A 14,487-nucleotide genomic window follows, 5' to 3' on the forward strand; every position below is an offset into this window, starting at 1 on the left:
GGGTCATAAGCCGGCAGTCTAGATAACGGGATAACTATAAAACATTTGAAACCATGGCAATGTAATTCACTCACATCCACAGTCATACGGTAGTGTGGGGTCCCACCGAAGCGTACAGTCCGAGTCGCGCTTCTGGTTGTCTCCCGTTATCTATATGGGGAACTTATACTCTTTTCAATCAACGTATAGGCTATGTCCGATTCGCCACAGTATAGCCGGGACGATTTTGGGCGGGCCGGTCTCAACGACCAACTGGACGCGGACTCTTTAGTCGAGGAAATCGGCCTGGATAGGTCCGAAATCCGGTGGCGGAAGGAGTTCATCGGTTTCACCGACGACGATGTCCGTCGTCTTCGGACGTATCGAAACGACTTCGCGGACAACGCCGACCAGGTGGCCGAGGACTTCTACGACAATCTAACCGACCACGAGGAGACAGTCGAGGTCATCGGGCGGTCGCCCAAGAACGTCGAACAACTCAAGCGAACGCAATCGGCGTATCTCACGACGCTCGTAGAGGGGGAGTACGGCACGGACTACTTCCGTGACCGGGCCCGTATCGGCAAACTCCACGATATACTGGACATGCCGGTGAAACACTACCTCGGCCAGTACGGAGTCTACTACGACCTCATCCTTCCGCTGGTGGGCGACCGCCTCGTCGCATCACTCACCGACCGCCTGACAGATACTATCGCAGACAGAGGGATCGAGGCCGACTCTACCGAGGAAGAGGATGCACTGAACCCCGGATCCGGCCTCTCGCGTCGCGCGATCGAAACAGCGGTCGAAGAAGAGGTTGACGACGCCGTGCAGGATATTCTTGCGCTTCTCCGAATCATCAATCTCGACATGCAGGTCGTCACCGACACCTACATCCACTCCTACAGCCAGCAACTCGAAGAGGAGATCGAGTGCAACAAACAACTGATGGCCGAGGTCGAGGAAGACGTGAAACAACCGGTGAGTGACCTCCAGACGAGCGCCGAGGATGTCGCCGAGAGTTCCACGGCAATCAGCGACGCAGCGACCCAACAGTCCGAACGGGTGGACGAGATTTCGTCCGAGGTAGCGAACCTCTCGGCGACAATCGAAGAGGTCGCCTCGACGGCCGACCAGGTCGAGAGTGCGAGCGACCGAGCGGAAGCCCTCGCGGAAGACGGCAAGGAAGCCGCCGATACTGCTGCCGGGGTAATGGACGGTATCGGCGAGGCAGTCAACGACGTCGCGGACGATGTCACCTCCTTACAGGACCGTGTCCAGCAGATAGACGAGTTCGTCGATGCGATCGACGAGATCGCAGACCAGACGAACATGCTCGCGCTCAACGCGTCGATCGAGGCCGCCCGTGCCGGCGAAGCGGGCGAGGGATTCGGCGTCGTCGCAGACGAGATCAAGTCACTCGCCCAGGAATCACAGACCCACGCCAGCGACATCGAGACGATGGTCGATGGCATCCAGACCGATACCGAGGAGACGGCGGCGAATCTCGCCGACACCACCGAGCAGGTCGATCGAGGTATCGAGCGGGTTCAGGACGCCATGGATAGCTTGACTGAAATCGTCGAGGCTGTCACCGAAACGGCGAACGGGATCAGCGAAGTCGCAGACGCGACCGACGACCAAGCGGCTGCCGCCGAAGAAATCGCGTCGATGGTCGATGACGTGGTCGACAGGACCGACCGCGTCGCAGAGGAAATCGAGAATCTGGCTGCGGCGAACGAGGAACAGGCGGCGATGGTCTCCGAAGTAGAGGAGTCAGTAACACGTCTGTCTGGTGAACGCTCCGCGACTGACGGCGGGCGGGACACCGTCACCACGACTGGCCGTGATGAGGTTTCGATTCCAGATGATGTCCCCGACGACATACCGGACTTCGTGATCGAAACGCTCTCCCAGGAGCAACTACGAGAAGTGGCTATCGGGAACCGTGATCCGATGGACCTGCTGTGACGGGCGCTTCCGGCGGAAACAGGAACGTACCGACAGTGACAAAGGCGGCACCAGACGCCGGAGATAGAAACGAGGGAGGAGTACTGGATGGTTTCATATTCGGATGCGTCGATGGATCTACGGGATAGTATCGAGTATATCAGACATCACGAGAAAGAGCTTCGCCTATTCAACGTCAATCCCACCGACACCATACACGAGGAACTCAGCGCGTTCTTCAACACACAGAACGTGCGAATTACCGCCGATCGAACGGCATCGGGAAAACCGGAAGAGATCGCAGTTCTCAGCAACGCGACCGAAGTCCTCGCTGTCGTCGATGTGTCGACTCTCAGGGAGTTACTCGAAGACGTTTCAACAGGGACCGGCGACCTCGGCATTGCCGACAGAGAATACGAGAGGGTCCTCCGTCATCTCAAGGAAACCACGTTCACGTCACGCGATACGGAACAGTTGCTCTACGCGTCCAGAGAAATAGAGGACCGTGCTCGTCGGGTCGGCCGGGGTTCGATTCATACTGGGTTCCAGCAGTGCTCGGTCATGGTAGAACAGCGATCGATTTACGCGGACCTCGCTCGCCGAGGTGTCTCCGTGCACGCCTACGGCGTCCCCGACGCCACGCCGCCGGATCTCGGTTCCGGTCAGGTTCATGCGGTCTCGACAGACGAGGTCGCCGAGACGTGGTTTGTCGTCTTCGACGGGGGTGGCAACGATACCCAGAAGACCGCCTTACTCGCCCACGAACGCGACGAGGACGCGTTCTATGGCGTTTTGACGTACGACCCGGGATTCGTCGACCACATCCTCGAATATTTGAATCGGAGTTACGACTCCCCGTCCGACGACGTGCTGTCCGGCCCCTGACGCCTATAAATCGAGAGTTCATACCAACGTCGGGCATCCCGATACAGAAACTGACAAACGCTCGGTTGGTGGTGCTATCGGAGCATTCTAAGAATATGAAATCAACAGGCTGTTATTTATATCTGGGTGAACGACAATGATGGAGAATGGTAGAACAGAACCGGCAAAGAGGAGATGAGGAAGGGGAGAAGTCGAACCACGCCGAATCTGTCGAGACCGGTTCTGTTACGTGGCGTGATACCTTCGTGTCCGAAGAGCCCACACAGGAGAGCGCCGGCACAGCAGACGATGGCCACGGACTCGGAGAGTTGGAAGCCAGGCGAGAACTGCGATCGCGGACGAAAGCACTGGAGGCACTCACACGGGCGAATGACCTCTTTGTCGGTTTGTCCGCCCCTGTTGACGAGAGTGTCCGCACGCTCGTCACCGAACTTCCACAGTGGTTCCAGCATCCTGAAACCATCGAGGTCAGAATGCGAGTCGGTAATGACCTGTTCGAAACCGACGGCTTCCAGCGGACCGGTGATCCTCTGACGGCGGAGGCCCGAACACGCACTGGCACGGCTGTCTCGATGACGGCCGTGTGCACGGACCAGCGACCCGACACCGGAGAGCGAGAGTGGCTCCCACCAGAACGAGAACTGGTCGAGGCGCTCGTTTCACTCGTCAAAGAGGGCATCGATCGATGGGAAATAGACAGCCTGAAGAGCGTGTCCGATGGTATTGCTGTACTCGACAGCAACCTCAACTACACCTACGTGAACCAGCAGGCTGCACAGCTTCTCGGTCAAGACAGCGAGGAACTGCGTGGCGAGTGCGTCTGGGACGTTTTTCCCGAAGCGGCAGACACCATCGCCGAAGAGAAAATCCAGACGACTCTCGACACGCAGTCGTCGACATCCTTCGAGCGATATAACGCGGAAAAAGAGCAGTGGGTCGAAGCCAGAGTCCACCCGAGCAACGACGGCGTCATTATCGTCTTCTCAGAAATCACCGACAGGAAGGTAGTCGAACGAGAACTGGATCACGTTCTGGAAGCGACCCCTGTGGGAATCGTCCTCCTGAACGCTGAGGGAGATATCACTCGCGCAAACACCCGTGCCGAAGAGTTACTTGGCCTGTCCAGACACAAGATGGACGGAAAGGAGTATGACCACCCCGACTGGGATATCTGGGACGAGGCGGGCAATCCGATCCCGCGCGACGACCATCCGATCACGCGTGTCTTCGAAACCGGCGAGACTATTACGGGGTTCACCCACGGAATCACGCTCCCGGACGGCTCCGAACGGTGGCTGTCGAGTAACGTCGCCCCGATCAAAACTGAGGACGGCTCCACTGAGCAGATCATTGTTGCACTGGAAGATGTCACCGTTACCAAACGTCTCGAACAGCTCATCGAGACGTTCCATCCAGTTAACGAGATTCTCAACAGCGCAACCGATGAGGAGGAGACCAAACAGGCCATCTGTGAGTTGCTGACGGACACGCGGGAATACCAGTACGTACGGATCAGTGAGCACACCCCGGGCACAGCACCAACCGAGTCGGATCTCCAGGAGGGGACGGGGGCTGTCGCTGCCAACGAGTCGGTGCCCCTCCCGATACAATCGCAGACAGAGATCGCTCCGGCTGAGGTCGCTGTTGAAACAGGCGATGTACAGGTCGTTACGAGGAACCGAACCGACTCACGATTTGACCGGTGGCGAGCATACACACTCGACCAGGGGTTCCAGGGCGGAGCTATCGTTCCCCTTCAGCATAGGGGACGCGTCTACGATCTACTCGTCCTGTATACAGACCGTGGAGAGGCGTTCGGGAGCCGTGAGCAGACACTCCTGACAACGCTCGGTAAGAGGATCGGGCAAGTTCTTCACTCGCTCGAGACGGAGCGCATTCTCCATGCCGACACAGTAGCCGAACTCACCTTCGAGAGCACTGACCCGGCGTCGTTTTTCGTCTCCGCTTCTGAACAGCTGGGTTGTACGATCGAGATCAGGGACACGATTCCGGCCTCGGATGAGATGCTTGTTCACTATGCGTCCGTTCGGGATGCTTCGTTGGATGCCTTCAGTGATATCGCGGAGAGCGCAGACTGGACCACCCAAGTACGACAGATCCGTCACACCGAGGACCCGCCAGGTGGAGATGTCGAAATCGGACTGCGCCGACAATCCCTGGCACAGACACTCGTCACAGAGGGTGCAGTCGTTACGACGGATACAGTAACTGACGGTCGGGCCGAGGTCGTCTGCGAAGTGCCACTCGGTACCGATATTGGTTCGCTCGTGACACGTGTGCAGGAGTCGTTCCCGGAAACGACGTTGGTCTCAAAACGTGAATACACTCCTGCTGCAAAGCCAGATGCACACGCAGTCGGTCGGATGCTGGGAGACATCTTCGAAACCGAACTTACGGACCGGCAACAACAGGTCCTGCGAGCTGCGATGTACGGTGGGTACTTCCACTCACCCCGACGAAGTACGGCAACCGAGATTGCCGACGCGCTCTCACTGACCCAATCGACCTTCTCCTATCATCTGCGAAACGCGCAGCAAACACTTTTTGAGCGACTATTCGACCGATTACAGCGATAATAACCAACGTCCTGTTTGAGGTGCGGAACTCCCTGAAGAAGAATACCGGATTCTGGACTGCTGAAAGGAATATAGAAGGGTAGTGTAACTGTTACATAATTCGGTATCTATAAGTAACTATAAGTAGTAATTAGTAGCATCAGAATGCCACGGTCGTACTCGATTGGCGAATTCGCAGACGAACTCGGTGTTCACGCCCAGACCGTCAAACGCTGGTGTCGTAACGACGACCTCGATTACACCCGCACACCGGGCGGTGAACGACGGATTCCACACCGCGAACTCCGCCGACTTGCAGGCGATACTCGGCCCACAGACCGTGTCGCCCTCTACGCTCGTGTCTCCAGTCACGGACAGAAAGACAACGGCGACCTCGACCGGCAACTCGACCGACTCACAGACTACGCCCACGACCACGGCTGGAGCGTCGAAAACACATTTACTGACGTTGGCAGTGGCCTCAACGAAGACCGCCGTGGCCTCGACTCTCTCCTCGATGACGTGCAAGAAGCCAACTACGGACGAATTCTCGTCACCTACGAAGACAGACTCACTCGCTTTGGCTTCTCATATCTCGAACGGTATTTCGACTGCTACGGCGTCACAGTTACCGTTATCGAAGACGAGACGGACAAATCCGCACAGGAAGAACTCGTCGACGACCTCATCAAGCTCGTCGCCAGCTTCAGCGGCAAACTCTATGGGATGCGCTCGTCGAAAAAACAGCAGGTCGTCAACACTGTTGAGTCCGAGGTGAGACCCGATGAGTGACCACCTCTCACTCCCGATTCGCTTGCCAGACGACGATGCCGACCGATTCGACCGGCTGGCAACACTCACCCAACAGATCGCTACTCACGTCCTCGAAGACCACTGGACACCAACTCATCTCGACAGGATTGCTGACTCATCCCATCAAGCGTGGAAATACTTTGACGAACACGACCCGTTCGAAGAACTCGACCTGTATCTCCCCTCTCGGTTTCGACGGTGCATCTTGCAGAAAGTCGGTGAAACGCTCCGCAGCCATGCCGACCGCCGAGACGCTTTTCAGTCCATCCAGAGCGTGTTACCCGATCACAAAATCCGACGTATTTACCGCCGACACATCAAAGATCAGCTCTGGGACGACGGTGACTACCTCTCGTCGGGCTATGTGGACATCCTCATCGACCAACTCAACAGCTACTACGACCAACACGGGAGGTATCCAGACACGTATCTTGAGATGCAGGACTGTCCCGAGTACGATAACGGCGTCTTGCCGTTCTCTGCGGACGACGGTCCAACCAGCGGGCAAGCCATCAACTACCAGTACGACGCTAGTAGCGAGACGCTGACCATCCGACTCAAAACGCCAGACACACATTCACCAGAGACACGCGGCGACTGGTCGTGGACAAAATACGAGCGCGACGGCTACAAAGCGTTTCACGACCTGCTCGCTCACGGCGACCTGTCGGCTCCCGAGTTCCAACCTGCCCGCCGAAAGACCGGCGACACCTACTACGAACTCTCTTTCCCCGTCGAGGTCGAACAGACTGGGACAAGCGACGATACCGACTGCATACTGGCACTCGACGCCGGGATGCGGAAAGATATGACTGCCGTGGTCGTCACCGACGACGATGAACAACTGTCCACGCCACAGTTTATCCGATTCACTGACCGAGAGAGGATGCGACGACTCCACCGCGAGCGAACCCGCCTGAACGACCGCCTTGCCGCGTTACGCCGTGACGATCGCTCGCATACTGACGAGTTCGCGCATGTTCAGAGCGAATACGAGCGGGTGAACAGCAAGATTCGCCACAAGCGCGAGCAACTGACACACGACGTAGCCAACCAAGTCCTCGCACTCGCACTCGCCTACGACGTGGACGCCATCGTTCACGAAGACTTACGCTCACTCTCACCACCACGTAACGAAAGCACGCTGTCGTGGGAACTCTCGTCGTGGGCACGACGTGACATAATCGAAAACATCGAATACCGAGCAGACTGTGCCGGGCTGACTGTCGAACGAGTCTTCCCACAGGGAACGAGTCGGTCGTGTCCCCGGTGTGGCTCGACCGGACACACCTGCAAATCGCCCGACCACCACCACGAACACTGGTGGGGCGGGCACTTCCGGTGTGACAATGCTCGGTGTGGCTTCGAGGGCGACCGGGACTACATCGGGGCACTCAACGTGGCTCGCGTCTTCTTCAGCGACACGGACGAGCTAGACCACGGGTTCACGTCCTCGTATAACGGGGATTCTGAAATCGTGCTAGCTCGCCGTTCCGCTGGCACGCGACTCACGTTCGGCTCTGGCATCGTCGCCTACAAACCCGAACAGACAACGGCGACCACTGGTGGCGGGTCGGCTGTTATAGCACCCGCTGTCGCCGTGTCCGAGACGAAAACAACTGGTAGCGACGGACGTGGCCCAGTCGTCCACCAGTGTACCCGATTCTTACGGTGTACTACTGAAAACTACTGAAAATTGGAACGGTTCGGCCGGAGTTCCATCGTCGTCTTTGAAGAGCGGAAACAGATCTTGCCCGGCGACGAGGAGACCCTTGATGCCCTTATCACTGAATTCGTCGATCGGATCGAAGATGAATTGCGCCAGATCTTCGGATTTGAAGAGTAAGCGCGGGGCAGGGTCCCTTGATCTGGAGGGTGGATCAAAAAATAGTCGCCACGAATACAGCGGTAGCGATATCCTTGCACTCTCGCCCCCTGCTCTACTGAGTTGAATTATATCTGGTCGCTACGCTCGCGTGTGGCTTCTCCGATGCCAGCATTCGCTGAACAAGCAGGACACGCGTACACTACGCCTGCTTCATCGCCAAACACTCGTATGAATCGATCCGAAACGTGCTCTCCGCAGTTGTTGCATTCTGGCATGGTGTTATCAATACAGAAGGCATCCAATTCTGGACCTGAGAGTGTCGTCATCTATGCGATTCAGAACACCCACAATGCTGATCAGAGCGTCTGCGCACCCACGATAGTACGACACGACACCGGTTGGGACAGCGGGCGAACACCGAACCGACATATCAGTATCTATCATCGCTCAGTAGAACTCCCGGACGAGATTCATCGCGTCGTCCGGGGCGCCGTCGGGAATGTCGGCCATGTTCTCGGTGAGTCCTTCGCGCTGTTCCCAGGGAGTTGAGTCCTCGTCACGGTAAACGATGCCCTGGTACTCCTTGTCGGCGTCGAGGATGGTACCTTTTGCCTCGTCGTAGTCGGTTGGATCGTGGTCGCTTTCTTGTAGGTCGACGATGGAGTCTCTGAAGTAGTCGTAGGTGTCCACATCGTTGAACGTGACACACGGTGAGTAGACGTTGACGAAGCCGAAGCCGTCGTGTTCGACCGCCTGCTGGACGATTTCGGTGTGGCGCTGTGCGTCCGACGAGAACGACTGGGCAATGAACGTCCCGCCGGCAGCCAGCGCGAGCGCGAGTGGGTTGACCGGCGGCTGTTTCGGCCCATCGGGCGTCGTCGACGTCTCGAAGTCCTCACGCGACGTCGGCGAGGCTTGGCCTTTCGTCAACCCGTAGATCCGGTTATCCATGACGATGTAGCTCATATCGACGTTGCGACGGACAGCATGGATGAAATGGCCAGCGCCGATCGAATAGCCATCACCGTCTCCACCAGCGACCATGACCTCCAGGTTTGGATTGGCCAGTTTCGTCCCAATGCCTACTGGCAGGGCGCGCCCGTGAACGCCGTGGAGGGCGTAGCTGTGCATGTACGCCCCAATCTTCCCCGAGCACCCGATACCGGCGACGACGAACGTGTTGTCCGGGTCATTCCCGGTGTTCGCCAACGCTTTCATCATCCCGTTCATCGTCCCGAAATCACCGCAACCGGGACACCACGTAGGTTGCTTGTCGGATTTGAAATCGGTGAATCTGATCTTTGAGCTCATCGTGTTATGGTCTCCGTAGTATGAGTAATCGCGATTTCTGCTACCGTGTTGCTTCCTGGTATCGGTCGCAAATGGTGTGACTGATTATCTGCTGTCATTTCGGCTGTTTGTGTGTGTTTGTTTCGACTCGTTCAATTCCTGCTTCTACGAGTTTGGTTTTCACTGCCGGAGGGAGCCGTTCGAACGACTCATCTACGTTTAGATCGACTGATATACCGTCGACTCTCAATGCCACCAACTTTCCGCGCTTCCCTTTTCCAGCAACCTCGAATTCGAACGGACGATTTTGTTCGTCAAGTGCATAGACCCAGACTTTCGAGAGGCCGTTTGCACTCTCCCACTGAGAACTGTTGAGGACGGTGAGGGACCCTGCAGGGGGAACACACGGTGAGCCGCATACCGGACACTGTCCTGGATGTGGCGGGGTGCCAACGTATTCATACTCTGTTCCGCACCGATAACACTGTAATGTCAAAATATTCATTGACTCTCCCCCGCAGGGATTGTACAGCCTCTTCGAGCACCGGTGGTCAAGTTCTCGACTGTGTCGCTCTCGTGCTGTCTAGGAAGATCGTGAGCTTCGCCGACGATCAGATCGATAGTCATTGGGATACCCTCTGGTACTGTTCAGTATTCAGTCGAATCCAGCACTATCCGAGCGAGCCCTCCATCTCGAGTTCGACCAGTCGGTTGAGTTCGACCGCGTACTCGATGGGGAGCTCCTCGGTGATGGGCTCGATGAAGCCGTTGACGATCATCTGCTTTGCGTCGTCGTCGTCCAGTCCGCGTGACTGGAGGTAGAACACGTCCTCGTCGCCGATCTTGCCGACGGTCGCCTCGTGAGCGACGTGGACGTTCGATTCCTGGATCTCCATGTACGGCATCGTGTCCGAGGTGGACTCGTTGTCGAACATGAGCGCGTCACACTCGACCGCAGTGCTGGAGTTCTCGGCACCGTCTGCGATGTGGACCAGGCCGCGGTAGTTGGTCCGGCCGCCGTCCTTGGCGACTGACTTGGACTCGATCGTGGACTGGGTGTTCGGCGCGTTGTGGTAAACCTTCGCGCCGGTGTCGATATTCTGACCCTCGCCCGCGAACGCGATGGTGATGTGATTGTCCGTCGCACCGGGGCCCTTGAGGATGGTGCTCGGGTAGAGCATCGTCGCCTTCGAACCCATGGAACCGGAGACCCACTCCATCGTGCCGTCGCTTTCGACGATGGCGCGCTTGGTGTTGAGGTTGTAGGTGTTTCGCGACCAGTTTTGCACCGTCGAGTACTGGACGTGGGCATTCTCTTTCACGATCACCTCAACGCCGCCGGAGTGGAGGTTGAACGCCGAGTACTTTGGCGCCGAACAGCCCTCGATATAGTGAACCTCAGAGTTTGGCTCCGCGATGATGAGCGTGTGTTCGAACTGTCCCATCCCCTCTGAATTCATCCGGAAATACGCCTGGACGGGCATCTCGACGGTGACGTCTTCGGGAACGTAGACGAACGAGCCGCCGGACCAGATGGCCCCGTGTAGCGCCGCGAACTTGTTGTCGCTCGGCGGCACGCACTTGGTCATGAAGTACTCGCGGACGAGGTCTTCGTGTTCCTGAACAGCCTCGTCCATATTACAGAAGATGACGCCTTTCTCTTCCCAGCGCTCCTGCATATTCTGATAGACGACTTCGGACTCGTACTGGGCGCCCACGCCGGAGAGCGCATTCTTTTCGGCTTCCGGAATACCGAGCTTGTCGAATGTATCCTTGATGTCCTCGGGCAACTCTTCCCAGTCGTCGACGCCGGCGCGGACGTCGACGTCGGGGCGGATGTACGGCACGATCTCGTTGACGTCGACCTCCGAGAGGTCCGGCTGTCCCGGCCAGCCAGTTGGCATCGGCATCTCTTGCCAGAGGTTCAACGCACGTAGTCGTCGCTTCAACATCCACTCAGGCTCGTCTTTATCCTCAGAAATGAGCCGTATCGTCTCCTCTGTCAGCCCCTGGTCAGCCTTGAACGCAGCCGCTTCTTCTTTTCTGAAATCGAATCGGTCTTCAGTGTCGGTCTCGCGGAGGTGCTCTTGATCGGAACTCATCAATCGAGGTTTGTAGTATGAGAGAATAAAGCTAGGGGACTCAAACTACAATTTGTAACCACAATAGGTTTCTCTCGAAGTATATGGGGACTATTAGTAATCACAAAAGTTTACTGTTGATGAGGTGAAAGGGGGGATATGAACTACCAGACTCGCAAGACGACTGCCCCACCCGCAGAGTCAAAAACAGAGCAAGCACAGGAGCAGCGATGCCCCGAGTGTGGCGAGGACGTACTCACAGAGAGTGATACGGCCGAGAAGGTGTGTACTGCCTGCGGATTGGTCCTTGATGAGCAACGTATCGACCGTGGTCCGGAATGGCGTTCCTTCGATTCGGCTGAAAAGGCAGCGAAATCACGCGTTGGTGCGCCGACGACACAATTGATGCACGACAAGGGGCTTTCGACAAATATCGGCTGGCAGAACAAAGATACATACGGAAATCCAGTGTCGCCACGAAAGCGCCAGCGACTCCAGCGATTGCGGACGTGGAACGAACGCTTCCGTACACGGGATTCAAAAGACCGCAATCTTAAGCAGGCGCTCGGCGAGATAGAGCGGATGGCCTCTGCGTTGGGGGTACACAAGCCGACACGCGAGACTCAGTACCTCACAAATCACACTTCAGCGCCGGTTAGCTGAGGCTGATTTGTGAGGTACTGAGGTTGGGATGATGATGAAGAATGAAATTCGATATAGAACTAATAGACTCAACTCATATTAAGATAAAGTCCAACTGTGTTGTATGACCGAAGACGAATCGAACTCCGAGGGTCTGATGGAACGCCAGACCACAGGTGAAGACCGCGTGCGGATGACCGCCCGGCAGCTGTCGGAGCCGCGAACGGCCAATTGGATCGCTTCCGAAGCGGACTGGTCACACGAGCCGACCAAGCGTGTCCTCGAACGCCTCGTCGACGATGGTATCCTCCATCGTGACGAAAGCGGTACTCATACGACGTATTACCCTGATCACCGCCGCCAGGCAGTACAGGAGGCGATGCGGCTTCGAGACAGCGGCCACACTATTGAGGAACTCACGGACCGTCTCGTCGATATGAAGACGCAGATCCGCGACTGGGAGGACGAATTCGGCGTCGAGTCAGGGACGTGGGACTTTCGGGCCGGGAGCGCGAAACTCGGGAGTCCCACTGACAAGCCAACCCCTTCAGGGATTGGTAGCTGACGCCGGCCGTTTCCTGGCAACTCCACTCAACAAGTCCTATTGGATTTTGTCTACAATTCGCAAGTGGGAATAGTCACCTAGGAACATCGGAGAGGTGGGCTCAAATTGCGAAACTGGAGTTATTTGAGCTATGCACGGGACGTGGGAAGAGTGGACTAGATCTCTGTTGTAATTTGCGTCTGGATTCTGAGATACACTGGAGTGGGTTATTTCGACTCTATCTTTGCATATAGAGTCGCCATATTCATTTACTGCCACCACATAGAGTAGTTACGTGCATGAGGTCCATAGAGATCGAAGATACTGCGCCGGGAAAACTCGTCTCCTACGGGAGAGAGTCGTACTATCGGCCAGAACCCCTTCCGCCTTCGAGTGATCTCGCACTTGATGACGAGTTTTACGATGTTCTTGCTGAGGCAACATTCTGGCTCGGCAAACTCAGCGGTATTAGCCTCGAAATCGACTTCCCGCCTGTGCTCTACACGTCTCTCCTCCGAAAAGAAGCGATGGAATCGGCCGAAATTGAAGGTGCTGATGTCGACTATAATGCTCTCTACAGCCTCGAAACCCGTAGCCTCGATGAGGACACAGATGACCCCGCTCTCGATGCTACCACAAGCGAGGCAGAGACAAAAGACACTCAAGAGGTTCTCAACTACGAGCAGGCTATCGAGGAGGGAATTGAAACACTTGACAGCGGTGGTGAGGTTTCTGTCGAACTCCTTCACGATCTTCACAAAACGCTGCTCACGGACGTTCCAGAGGATCGCATAGAGACGGACACAATTGGTGCATACAAGACCGTTCCAAACCATCTAGGAGACTTCCTACCACCAGTTCCGATCGAAGTTGACGGACTGATGGATGCACTCGTTACGTACTACCGAACTGGCGGGAGTTATCATCCGCTCGTGGATATCGCACTCTTCCACTACCAATTTGAAACGATCCACCCGTATGGTGACGGGAATGGACGGCTCGGTCGGCTCCTCATCACACTCCAGCTATACGATGCTGAGTTGCTCGAACGACCCAACCTCTACCTGAGCGAGTATTTCAATCGGAACAAAGCGACGTATGTTGATCGGATGGAGGGGGTTCGAGCACACGGCGACTGGGAAGGCTGGCTTTCGTTTTTCGTCGAAGGTGTGGCACAGCAAGCCGAAGAGTCTGTTGACCGGACGTTGGCATTGGATGAACTTCGACGTCGCTATGAGGATGAATACGGCGGAGTCCAGTATGCGAAAAACCGCTTAGCGTGTAAACTTTTCGAGCGACCGTACGTGACGACGAAAACAGTTGCTGATATGCTCGATATCGAGCGTTCAACAGCCTACCGTGCTATTGACGATCTCGAAGACGAAGGAGTCTTAGAAGAGGTCACGGGCAAACAGCGCAACAAGGAATACCGGGCGAAGGAAATCTTCGATATCTTGGAGCGGCCGCCTCAAACGTACTGAATGCAGAGGCCTCAGTTGGCGTAACCGGACTCCGGATGGCTTGCTTCTTTGATTTCGTCTCGATGGCGAGCGCGTTCTTCGTCGAGAGTTGGATGGTCTCCGTCAACCAACTAACTTAGGCAACTTATCCACTTCAGTCGGCTTCGTAGGATCGCTAGCCGAGGCTTGATTTCGGTGTCGCCACTGATCTAGCCGCTAGTGAGAAACCGGGACACGGCGGTTGGTCCTACGGATATCTGACTGTTCGGCGAAAATTATAGACGGCTCATTTGAGCACCATCTCGCGGAACTCCAGATGCCAGCTTCGCGCACGCTCGGCTTAATGAGTGACGGAAGTTATGGGCATGGGCTGAGATGGGCGAGTAATGGGAGGAGACCGGCGAGGCGATCTCGTTCGTCATCTGAGTGAGGAGGA

General features: G+C 56.3%; 11 protein-coding genes and 1 pseudogene. 9 read left to right on the top strand and 3 right to left on the bottom strand.

Features of this window, described 5'->3' with window-relative positions; translation table 11 throughout:
• Positions 1-192: 192 nt before the first annotated feature.
• The 6 genes from D8Y22_RS11870 (at position 193) to D8Y22_RS22390 (ending at position 8,052) form a co-directional block, all read left to right on the top strand.
• Positions 193-1,953, top strand: coding sequence for a globin-coupled sensor protein (locus D8Y22_RS11870; RefSeq protein WP_141464921.1), 1,761 nt, complete (start codon positions 193-195; stop codon positions 1,951-1,953).
• Positions 1,954-2,064: 111 nt separating this feature from the next.
• Positions 2,065-2,817 carry a DICT sensory domain-containing protein gene (locus D8Y22_RS11875; RefSeq protein WP_141464922.1) on the top strand — a complete coding sequence of 251 codons (753 nt, stop codon included), beginning with the start codon at positions 2,065-2,067 and terminating at the stop codon, positions 2,815-2,817.
• A gap of 245 nt (positions 2,818-3,062) precedes the next feature.
• Positions 3,063-5,414, top strand: coding sequence for a PAS domain-containing protein (locus tag D8Y22_RS11880; RefSeq protein WP_174811835.1), 2,352 nt, complete (start codon positions 3,063-3,065; stop codon positions 5,412-5,414).
• Between the two features lie 144 nt (positions 5,415-5,558).
• Positions 5,559-6,185: an IS607 family transposase gene (locus D8Y22_RS11885; protein WP_141464924.1), complete on the top strand. Its 627-nt coding sequence runs from the start codon at positions 5,559-5,561 to the stop codon at positions 6,183-6,185.
• Positions 6,178-7,899, top strand: a complete 1,722-nt coding sequence (locus D8Y22_RS11890; RefSeq protein WP_141464925.1) for a zinc ribbon domain-containing protein — start codon at positions 6,178-6,180, stop codon at positions 7,897-7,899. Before D8Y22_RS11885 ends, D8Y22_RS11890 begins: the two co-directional genes overlap by 8 nt.
• 3 nt (positions 7,900-7,902) lie before the next feature.
• On the top strand, positions 7,903-8,052 hold the full coding sequence (locus tag D8Y22_RS22390; RefSeq protein WP_174811836.1) for a hypothetical protein: 150 nt from the start codon (positions 7,903-7,905) through the stop codon (positions 8,050-8,052).
• A gap of 107 nt (positions 8,053-8,159) precedes the next feature.
• On the opposite strand, the gene D8Y22_RS23535 is transcribed toward D8Y22_RS22390, so the two are convergent.
• The 3 genes from D8Y22_RS23535 to sufB form a co-directional block, all read right to left on the bottom strand.
• On the bottom strand, positions 8,160-8,360 hold the full coding sequence (locus D8Y22_RS23535) for a DUF7563 family protein (RefSeq protein WP_141464926.1): 201 nt from the start codon (positions 8,358-8,360) through the stop codon (positions 8,160-8,162).
• A gap of 121 nt (positions 8,361-8,481) precedes the next feature.
• Positions 8,482-9,345: a 2-oxoacid:ferredoxin oxidoreductase subunit beta gene (locus D8Y22_RS11900; protein ID WP_141464927.1), complete on the bottom strand. Its 864-nt coding sequence runs from the start codon at positions 9,343-9,345 to the stop codon at positions 8,482-8,484.
• A 650-nt stretch (positions 9,346-9,995) separates the two neighbouring features.
• Positions 9,996-11,426: a Fe-S cluster assembly protein SufB gene (sufB, locus tag D8Y22_RS11910; RefSeq protein ID WP_141464929.1), complete on the bottom strand. Its 1,431-nt coding sequence runs from the start codon at positions 11,424-11,426 to the stop codon at positions 9,996-9,998.
• Positions 11,427-11,564: 138 nt separating this feature from the next.
• Here sufB and D8Y22_RS11915 point away from each other — a divergent pair.
• The 3 genes and pseudogenes from D8Y22_RS11915 to D8Y22_RS11925 form a co-directional block, all read left to right on the top strand.
• Positions 11,565-12,029, top strand: a pseudogene (locus D8Y22_RS11915) (transcription initiation factor IIB); the annotation flags it as partial.
• 142 nt (positions 12,030-12,171) lie between these two features.
• The gene (locus D8Y22_RS11920; RefSeq protein ID WP_246084421.1) at positions 12,172-12,612 is read left to right on the top strand and encodes a GPP34 family phosphoprotein; all 441 of its coding nucleotides are present in this window, start codon (positions 12,172-12,174) and stop codon (positions 12,610-12,612) included.
• 278 nt (positions 12,613-12,890) lie between these two features.
• The gene (locus tag D8Y22_RS11925) at positions 12,891-14,072 is read left to right on the top strand and encodes a Fic family protein (protein WP_141464931.1); all 1,182 of its coding nucleotides are present in this window, start codon (positions 12,891-12,893) and stop codon (positions 14,070-14,072) included.
• Positions 14,073-14,487: the final 415 nt, after the last annotated feature.

Source organism: Salinadaptatus halalkaliphilus (genome assembly GCF_006543045.1).
Lineage (GTDB): Archaea > Halobacteriota > Halobacteria > Halobacteriales > Natrialbaceae > Salinadaptatus > Salinadaptatus halalkaliphilus.